Annotated in this window: 4 protein-coding genes and 1 pseudogene; 2 read left to right on the top strand and 3 right to left on the bottom strand. The window is 68.6% G+C overall.

Annotated elements, in window-relative coordinates:
* Positions 1-214 precede the first annotated feature (214 nt).
* From ACIKT0_RS09980 to ACIKT0_RS09970, 3 genes are all read right to left on the bottom strand, one after another.
* Entirely contained in the window at positions 215-3,433 is a 3,219-nt protein-coding gene (locus tag ACIKT0_RS09980; protein WP_407105202.1) for an efflux RND transporter permease subunit, read from the bottom strand.
* A gap of 142 nt (positions 3,434-3,575) precedes the next feature.
* Positions 3,576-4,784, bottom strand: coding sequence for an efflux RND transporter periplasmic adaptor subunit (locus ACIKT0_RS09975; RefSeq protein WP_407105201.1), 1,209 nt, complete (start codon positions 4,782-4,784; stop codon positions 3,576-3,578).
* Between the two features lie 96 nt (positions 4,785-4,880).
* Positions 4,881-5,480 (bottom strand): HupE/UreJ family protein, encoded by a 600-nt coding sequence (locus ACIKT0_RS09970; RefSeq protein WP_407105200.1) that lies wholly within the window; start codon positions 5,478-5,480, stop codon positions 4,881-4,883.
* Between the two features lie 335 nt (positions 5,481-5,815).
* Here ACIKT0_RS09970 and urtA point away from each other — a divergent pair, with 335 nt between their 5' ends.
* Positions 5,816-7,072, top strand: coding sequence for an urea ABC transporter substrate-binding protein (gene urtA, locus ACIKT0_RS09965; protein WP_407105203.1), 1,257 nt, complete (start codon positions 5,816-5,818; stop codon positions 7,070-7,072).
* A 68-nt stretch (positions 7,073-7,140) separates the two neighbouring features.
* A pseudogene (locus ACIKT0_RS09960) lies at positions 7,141-7,583 on the top strand (hypothetical protein); the annotation flags it as partial.

The raw sequence follows: 7,583 nt of genomic DNA, 5'->3' as shown, positions 1-7,583 counted from the left end.
TAGCCGCTGCGAACTCGAGCGCGTCGCCGAGCTTGCGCTTCGGGCGCTGCCGGTCCGCGCCGACCGCGCCGCCGAGGTGGCCTGACCCCTTCGGGTCTCGGCGCTTCCCTTCTTCTACCGAAATCGAAACAGGTCGGCGGCCGCCGAATTTCTTCGGCGGCCGCCACCGTCAGGGCCTGGCGAGCGCGTGGGGACGCTTTCGCCTCGCAAGGCCCTAACCGATCGACAAGGGCGCGCCGGGGGCGCCCGGGGCGGGCTCGTGCTCGCCCGTGAGCGGCGCGTGCGCGCCTGTGCCCTTCAGCTTGCGGCCGCCCGCCAACATGCGGATGACGACGTAGAACACCGGCGTCAGGAACAGGCCGAAGGCCGTCACGCCGATCATGCCAGCGAACACCGCGACGCCCATCGCGGCGCGCATCTCGGCGCCTGCCCCCACGGAGGTGACGAGCGGCAGAACGCCCATGATGAAGGCGAGCGAGGTCATCAGGATCGGCCTGAGCCGCAACCGGCTCGCCTCGACCGCCGCCTGGATCGGCGTCCGTCCCGCGAGCTCGAGTTCGCGCGCGAATTCGACGATCAGGATCGCGTTCTTGGCCGATAGCCCGACCAGCACGATCAGGCCGATCTGGGTGAAGACGTTGTTGTCGCCGCCCGACAGCCAGACCCCGGTGAGCGCCGCCAGGATGCCCATCGGCACGATCAGGATGATCGCGATCGGCAGCGTCAGGCTCTCGTACTGGGCGGCCAGCACCAGGAACACGAGCAGGATCGCGACGGGAAAGACGATCAGCCCGGAATTGCCCGCGATGAACTCCTGATAGGTGAGCTCCGTCCACTCGAAGGCGAAACCCTTCGGCAGGGTCTCGGCGGCGATCTTGGTCACCGCCGCCTGCGCCTGGCCGGTCGAATAGCCCGGCGCGGCGCCGCCGTTGATGTCGGCGGAGAGGAAGCCGTTGTAGCGCATCGCGCGCTCCGGGCCGGCGCTCGACCTGACCGTCATCAGCGCCGAGAGCGGGATCATGTCGCCCGAGTTCGACCGCACCTTCAGGAAGCCGACGTCTTCGGCGCGCGCGCGATAGTTGGAGTCGGCCTGGACGCGGACCGAGTAGGTCCGGCCGAACTTGTTGAAGTCGTTGACGTAGAGCGAGCCGAAATAGATCTGCAGCGTGTTGAAGACTTCCGTGATCGGCACGCCGAGCTGGCGCGCCTTGGTGCGGTCGATGTCCGCGAAAAGCTGCGGCACGTTCACCTGATAGGACGAGAACAGGCCGGCGAGCTCGGGCGCGGTCTGCGCCTTGGCGAGGAAGGCCTTGGTGGCCTGGTCGAGCGCCTCGTAGCCGAGGCCGGCCTTGTCCTCGATCTCCAGCTTGAAGCCGCCGATCGTGCCGAGGCCCTGGACGGGCGGCGGCGGGAACATGGCGATCACGGCCTCCTGGATGCCGGCGTACTGCCGGTTCAGGTTCTGGGCTATCGCGCCCGCGCTGAGCGACGGGTCGCGGCGCTCCTCGAACGGCGTCAGCGTGACGAACACGATGCCGGCGTTGGACGAGTTGGTGAAGCCGTTGATCGACAGGCCCGGGAACGCCACCGCGCTCTGCACGCCGGGCTGCTTGAGCGCGATGTCGCCCATGCGGCGGATGACGTTCTCGGTGCGGTCGAGGGTCGCGGCGTCGGGAAGCTGCGCGAAGCCGACCAGATACTGCTTGTCCTGAGCCGGCACGAAGCCGCCGGGGATCACGCGGAACAGATGCCCGGTGACGCCCAGCAGGACGACGTAGAGCGCGAGCATCACCGCCTTGCGGCCGATCGCGAAGGTGACGCCGCGGCCATAGGTGCGCGCGCCCCAGCTGAAGGCGCGATTGAAGCCGCGGAAGAACCAGCCGAGGGTGAAGTCTAGGAAGCGCGTCAGCCGGTCCTTCGGCGCGTCGTGGCCCTTCAGCAGCAGCGCGGCGAGCGCCGGCGACAGGGTCAGCGAGTTGATCGCCGAGATCACGGTCGAGATCGCGATCGTCAGCGCGAACTGGCGGTAGAACTGCCCGGTCAGGCCGCTGATGAAGGCGAGCGGCACGAACACGGCGACCAGCACCAGCGCGATCGCGATGATCGGCCCCGACACTTCCTGCATCGCCTTGAGGGCGGCGTCGCGCGGCTGCAGCCCATCCTCGATGTTGCGCTCGACGTTCTCGACCACCACGATCGCGTCGTCGACCACGATGCCGATCGCCAGCACCAGCCCGAACAGACTGAGCGCGTTGATCGAGAAGCCGAGCAGGTGCATCACCGCGAAGGTGCCGATGACCGAGACCGGCACGGCGACCAGCGGGATGATCGAGGCCCGCCAGGTCTGCAGGAAAAGCACGACCACGAGCACCACCAACGCCACCGCCTCGAGCAGCGTGTGGATCACGGCCTCGATCGAGGCGCGCACGAACTGCGTGGTGTCGTAGACGATCGAGTAGTCCACGCCGTCCGGCATGTTGGCCTTGATGTCCTCCATCTCGGCGCGCACCCGGTCAGCGATCTCGATGGCGTTCGACCCCGGCGCCTGGAAGATCGGCACCGCCACGGCGGACTTGTTGTCGAGCAGCGAGCGCAGCGCGTAGTCGGCGGCGCCCATCTCGATGCGCGCGACGTCGCGCAGCCGCACGATCTCGCCGTTCGCGCCGGTCTTGACGATGATGTCGCCGAACTCTTCCTCGCTCTGCAGCCGACCCTGCGCGTTCAGCGAGAGCTGCAGGTCGACGTCCGACGGGGTCGGCGAGCCGCCCACGGCGCCGGCGGCCGCCTGCACGTTCTGGGCCCGGATTTCGTTGACGACGTCGGAGGCCGAGAGCCCGTTCTCCGCGACCTTCTGCGGATCGAGCCAGACGCGCATCGAGTAGTCGCCCGAGCCGAACAGCTGGACCTGCCCGACGCCCGGGATGCGGGCCAGCCGATCCTTGACGTTGAGCACCGCGTAATTGCGCAGATACGTCATGTCGTAGCGGCCGTTCGGCGAGGTCAGATGCACGACCAGCGTCAGGTCGGGCGAGGACTTGACCGTCGTGACGCCGAGCGCCCTCACCTCCGCGGGCAGCCGGGGCTCGGCCTGGCTGACGCGGTTCTGGACGAGCTGCTGCGCCTTGTCGGGATCCGTCCCAAGCGCGAACGTCACCGTCAGCGTCATGACGCCGTCGGTGGTCGCCTGGCTCGCCATGTAGAGCATGTCCTCGACGCCGTTGATCTGCTCCTCGATCGGCGTCGCGGTGGTCTCCGAGATGACCTTCGGGCTCGCGCCCGGATAGGTCGCCCGCACGACGATCTGCGGCGGCACGACATCCGGATATTCGGAGATCGGGAGCACGCGCAGGGACAGCAGGCCGGCGAGGAAGATGACGGTCGACAGCACGCCTGCGAAGACGGGCCGGTCGATGAAGAACTTCGAGATGTTCATGGCCGGCCCCCGGGTTGAGCGCGCCGTCATCCCGGCCGCAGCGAAGCGGAGAGCCGGGATCGTTTCAGGATATGCGGGCCCGCAGGGGCCCCTGTTCAGTGACGATCCCGGATCGGCCTCACGGCCGTCCGGGATGACGCTTTTACTGCGCCGAAGCCTGCTTCTGGTTCAGCGCCGAGCCGTCCATCGCGGCGGGCTCGGGCGCGACCAGGGCGCCGGGGCGGATCTTCTGCAGGCCGTTGACCACGATGCGCTCGCCGGGCTGCAGCCCGCTCAGCACCACCTTCAGGCCCTCTGTCGACGAGCCGAGCTTGACCTCGCGATACGCCGCCTTGTCGTCTGCGCCCACGACCAGAACGAACTTCTTGTCCTGGTCGACGCCGACGGCCCGCTCGCTCACCAGCACGGCCTGTTCGGGCTTCGCCTGCCCCATCCGGAGCCGGGCGAACTGACCCGGCATCAACCGGCCGCCGGGATTGGCGAACGCCGCGCGGACCCGGACGGAGCCCGTGCCGGGATCCACGGAGGGGTCGATGTACTGAAGCTTGCCGCGAACGGCCTGCCCCGCGGCGGTGGTCGTCATCTCGACCGGGATCGCGTCGATCCGGGTCGGCAGGTCGCCTTCGCCGGGCAGGGTGTCGACCGCGGCCAGCACCGCCCGCTCGTCGGCGTCGAAGCTGGCGTAGATCGGATCGACCGAGACGAGCCTCGTCAGCACGGGCGCGCCGGGTCCCGCCGCCACCAGATTGCCGGGCGTGATCTCGATCTTGCCGACGCGGCCGGCGATCGGCGCGCGGACCTCCGTGTAGCCGAGGTTGAGCTCCGCAGTGCGCAGCGCCGCCTCGGCGGCCTGCCGGCTCGCTTCCGCTCCGCGCAGCGCGCTCTGCCGCTGGTCGAGATCGCGCTGCGAAATGGTCGCGAGCGCCGTCATCTTCTGCCCGCGCTCGACGTCGGAGCGCGCCAGCGTCACGCGCGCCTCGGCGGCGGCGACGTCGGCCTTCGCCCGCTCGACCTCCGCCTGGAACGGCGCCGGGTCGATGGTGAACAGGGGCGCGCCTTCGCGCACCAGCGCGCCCTCGCGGAAATGAACAGTCTGTATCTGGCCGGCGACGCGCGACCGGACCTCGACCCGGTCCACCGCCTCGAGCCGGCCCGAAAACTCGGACCAGGAGACGATCTCGCGCGCTTCGACCTTGGCGACCGCGACCGGCGTGGCGGCCGGCGGCGTCGCCGCGACGGCTTCGGTCGCCTCCCCGGCCGGGATGACCGAGGGAAGGCAGAGGGCTCCGGCCGCCAGACCCACGACAGCGGCGCCGAGCCAGAACTTCGATCCGCTAAGAACCTGCCTCATGGCCGCCCCCTCAAACTATACCGATCGGTATCGTACCGCGAGGTATAGATGCGTGGCGGCGGCGTCAAGCCCTCTGCGTCGGCGCGTGCGCCAGCTTCAGGCGGCGCCGGCTATGATCAGGAGGCCGAGGATCGCCGCGCCGCCTCCGACGCCCTGCGTGAGGGCGCTCGCCCTGGTCTCGGTCAGAAGATGCAGAACGTAGCCCAGCGCGGCGCCGGCGCCATGAAGCGCGACCGTCGCGAGCACGAAGGCCGCGCCATAATAGAGGCCGCTGCCCGTCGCGGGCATTTCGGCGCCATGGGCGTGACCGTGGAACACCGCGAACAGGCCCACGATCGTGGCGGCCGCCGCCGCGGACGCCTTCGCCCGGAACGCGACCATCGCCCCGAGCACGACCACCGAAAGCGCGATGCCGGTTTCGACGAACGGCAATTCCACGCCCGCCGCGCCGAGCGCGCCTCCGAGCATCATCACGCCGACGAACGCGGCCGGGACCATCCAGATCGCCCGCCCGCCCATCTGGAAGGCCAGGACGCCCACGAGCGTCATCGCCAGCACGTGGTCGAGCCCGCCGACAGGATGCGCGAGGCCATGCGCGAAGCCGTGCGTCGCGCCGGCGCCGACATGCGCCTGCGCGACGGCCGGGACGAACGCCGCCGCCATTGCGAGGGCTGACCTGAGGAATGTTCTGCGCATCGACTGCTCCTGGAATCACCGGCGCGAAGGGGCGGCTATGTTCGCTCCGCACGCCATGGAGGGAAGCGAGCAAAGCTTGCGCCACCTCGCGAGCGCCTCTTTCTGGATGCCTTCCGGAACCAGACCGCCCATTTCTTATGCAAAAAATCGAGTTTGCTTAACGATTGATCACTCTCGGCGCCCGCTTGCGGCGCAACTTTCAGGCAATCCGTTGATCGACGCCGCCTGCTTCGTTGGCATCCCGCTTGCGAGGTCCTGCCCGCCGCTAGGCGAAACGGATCGACGGAGAGCGATAGATGCAAAGCTTCCTTGGGGGATTGGCGGCGGCGGGCGCGATGGCCGCCGCGCTTCTGACGGGCGCGCCGGCGCCTGCTGCCGCGGCCGACGACACCATCAAGGTCGGCGTCCTGCATTCGCTCTCCGGCACCATGGCGATCAGCGAGACGACGCTGAAGGACGCCATGCTCCTGCTCATCGACGAGCAGAACAAGAAGGGCGGCGTGCTCGGCAAGAAGCTGGAGCCGGTGGTCGTCGATCCCGCCTCCAACTGGCCGCTGTTCGCCGAGAAGGCGCGCGAGCTGATCACCAAGGACAAGGTCTCGGTCGTGTTCGGCTGCTGGACCTCGGTGTCCCGCAAATCCGTGCTGCCGGTGTTCAAGGAGCTGAACTCGATCCTGTTCTATCCCGTCCAGTATGAGGGCGAGGAGAGCGAGCGGAACGTGTTCTACACCGGCGCCGCGCCGAACCAGCAGGCGATCCCGGCGGTCGACTACCTCATGAAGGAGGAGGACGTGCAGCGCTGGGTGCTGGCCGGCACCGACTACGTCTATCCGCGCACCACGAACAAGATCCTCGAGGCCTATCTCAAGGCGAAGGGCGTCAAGGACGAGGACATCATGATCAACTACACGCCGTTCGGTCATTCCGACTGGCAGACGATCGTGTCCGACATCAAGAAGTTCGGCTCGGCCGGCAAGAAGACCGCTGTGGTCTCGACCATCAACGGCGACGCCAACGTTCCCTTCTACAAGGAGCTCGGCAACCAGGGCGTCAAGGCGACCGACATCCCGGTCGTGGCCTTCTCGGTCGGCGAGGAGGAGCTCGCCGGCATCGATACCGCGCCGCTGGTCGGCCATCTCGCGGCCTGGAACTACTTCGAGAGCGTGGAGACGCCCGAGAACAAGGCGTTCATCGAGAAGTGGCGCGCCTTCACCAAGAACCCGAAGCGCGTCACCAACGACCCGATGGAGGCGCACTACATCGGCTTCAACATGTGGGTGAAGGCGGTCGAGAAGGCCGGCACGACGGACCCGGACAAGGTGATCGACGCGCTGCCCGGGATCGAGCAGGCGAACCTCACCGGCGGCGTCTCCAAGATGCTGCCCAACCATCACATCACCAAGCCGGTCCTGATCGGCGAGATCCGCGACGACGGCCAGTTCGACGTCGTGTCGAAGACCGACGAGCTGGTCGCGGGCGACGCGTGGTCGGACTTCCTGCCGGGCTCCAAGGACCTCGAGGCCGACTGGGTCGACCTCAAGTGCGGCAACTACAACGCCAAGACCAAGAAGTGCGGCGGTCAGGGCTCCTGATCTGACCAGGCGAGCCCTTGCGAAGGGCGGCGGCCTCCTCCTCCCGCCGTCGCCCTTCGACCTCTGACATGACCGGCCAGACCATGCGATCGATACGATTCTTCGGGGGCGGACGCTGCGGCGTCCTGCTCCTCCTGCTGGGCCTTGCGCTCTGCGCCCTGTCGGCTCCCGTCCGGGCGGACGCGCTGGACGACGCCCTCGCCGGGTTCACGGCCGACAAGTACGACGACACCGAGAAGGCGATCGCGGCGCTCGTCGCGGCCGCCCCGCCGAACGGCGCCGAGATCCTCGCCGCGCTCGGCTCCGGCGGCCTGGCCTACGAGCCTGAAAGCAGGACCGTCCTGGTGAAGCACGCCGACGGGAGGCTGAGCCTCGCGAGGACTGGCGAGCCGGCGTCCGCGGAGATTTCGGGCAAGCCGCTCAAGACCGTGCGGGTGAACAACCGGATCCGCCGCGCGGTCGAGGCCGGCTCCGGCGCCTTCGCGCTGCGCGCCCCAGACCCGGCGAAGCG

Source organism: Hansschlegelia beijingensis (assembly GCF_045505405.1).
In the GTDB taxonomy this organism is placed as follows: Bacteria; Pseudomonadota; Alphaproteobacteria; order Rhizobiales; family Methylopilaceae; genus Methylopila; species Methylopila beijingensis_A.
Note: the sequence above shows the minus strand (reverse complement) of the source record. Positions and strands in the feature narration are given on the sequence as shown.

What these genes read in the sequence shown, in the direction of transcription:
- ACIKT0_RS09975 (WP_407105201.1), bottom strand. Translation starts at nt 4,784, where the DNA reads ATGAGGCAGGTTCTTAGCGGATCGAAGTTCTGGCTCGGCGCCGCTGTC.
- ACIKT0_RS09980 (WP_407105202.1), bottom strand. Translation starts at nt 3,433, where the DNA reads ATGAACATCTCGAAGTTCTTCATCGACCGGCCCGTCTTCGCAGGCGTG.
- ACIKT0_RS09970 (WP_407105200.1), bottom strand. Translation starts at nt 5,480, where the DNA reads ATGCGCAGAACATTCCTCAGGTCAGCCCTCGCAATGGCGGCGGCGTTC.
- urtA (WP_407105203.1), top strand. Translation starts at nt 5,816, where the DNA reads ATGGCCGCCGCGCTTCTGACGGGCGCGCCGGCGCCTGCTGCCGCGGCC.